Genomic DNA, 1,490 nt, shown 5'->3' with positions numbered 1-1,490 from the left:
CCGTTGGGGGTCAGCGGCATCTGCGCCAGGAACATGAAGTGCGCGGGCACCATGTAATCCGGCAGATGGGTTTTCAGCGCACGGCGCAAGGTTTCGCGCAATTGGGTTTCATTGGCGAGCGGGCCCTCGGCCGGCACGACATACGCCACCAGTTGTTTGCCGGTCGGACCGTCCTGGGCGACCACCACGGTTTCGCCAACGTTGTCCTGTTCGCGCAGGCGCGCTTCGATCTCGCCCAGTTCGATACGGAAACCACGGATCTTCACCTGATGGTCGACACGCCCGAGGTAATCCACCACCCCATCCGGGCGGCCACGGGTCAGGTCGCCGCTGCGATATACGCGGCTGCCAGGTTTGCCGAATGGGTCCGGCACAAAACGCTCGGCCGTCAGTGCCGGACGCTCCAGATAACCCCGTGCCACGCCCTCGCCGCCCAGGTACAACTCGCCGGCCACGCCAATGGGTTGCAGGTTGAGTTGCGAGTCCAGCACGTAGCCGCTGCGGTTGCCCAACAGCGTGCCGATGGGCGCGTAGACGGCGCCGCATGGATCGCCACGGCGGGCTTTCCACAGCAGTGGTGTGACCACGGTTTCAGTCGGGCCGTAGCCGTTGAACAGGTAAGTCGGTTTCAGTGCACGCCAGGCCAAGTCATAGCTGGCCTGGGCTACCGCGTCACCGCCAAAGCAGTACACACGCACTTTGGGTGGGTTGCCGTCACGCTCGGCATGCTCGGCCAACTGTTGCAGGTAAACCGGCGGGAACACCGCCATGGTCACGTTGTGGCGATGCATTTGTGCGTAGGTGTATTCGGGCAGCCACAGGCTGTCATCACGGACCAGCACGCTGGCGCCGTTGATCAGCGGGTGCATCCAGCCTTCGTGGGAGCCGTCGAAGGCGAACGACATGAAGTGCAGTTCGCAATCGGTAGGTGACGTTTCATAGCGCTCGCCGGTGGCGATGATGTGCGCCACCAACGGACCGTGGGAGACTGCCACGCCTTTTGGCATGCCGGTGGAGCCGGAGGTGTAGATCACGTAGGCCAGGTTATCGCCGTCCAGCTTCACGTCCGGTGCTGTGTCGCGGTAATCCGCCCAGTCTTCGGTGCGATCAATCGCCAGGGTGTCCAAGCCCTCGGGAATCGGCAGTTGCTGCAACGCGCGTGTGTGGGTCAGCAACAATTGCGCGCGGCTGTCTTGCATCATGTACAGCAGGCGATCACGCGGGTATTCGATGTCCAGCGGCACATACACGCCACCGGCTTTCATCACCGCGAGGAACGCCACCAGGCTTTCGGCGCTGCGTGGCATGGCAATCGCCACGCGCACTTCCGGGCCGACGCCACGGGCGATCAAGGCGTGGGCCAGGCGGTTGGCCTGGCTGTCCAGCTCGCCATAGCTAAGGGTTTGCTCGTCGAATTTGACGGCGATCGCCTGGGGGGTTTCCTTGGCGCGGTCAGCCACCAACTCATGCACAAGACGCTCGGCCGAGAA

1 protein-coding gene is annotated in these 1,490 nt (G+C 63.5%); it reads right to left on the bottom strand.

The window, feature by feature from the left end; all coding sequences use genetic code 11:
- On the bottom strand, positions 1-1,490 hold a 1,490-nt coding region (locus CI807_RS31855; RefSeq protein WP_256578790.1), incomplete at both ends, for an amino acid adenylation domain-containing protein.

This window comes from Pseudomonas sp. NS1(2017), assembly GCF_002269425.1.
In the GTDB taxonomy this organism is placed as follows: domain Bacteria; phylum Pseudomonadota; class Gammaproteobacteria; order Pseudomonadales; family Pseudomonadaceae; genus Aquipseudomonas; species Aquipseudomonas reactans.
This window is presented reverse-complemented; position numbering and strand designations above follow the sequence as displayed.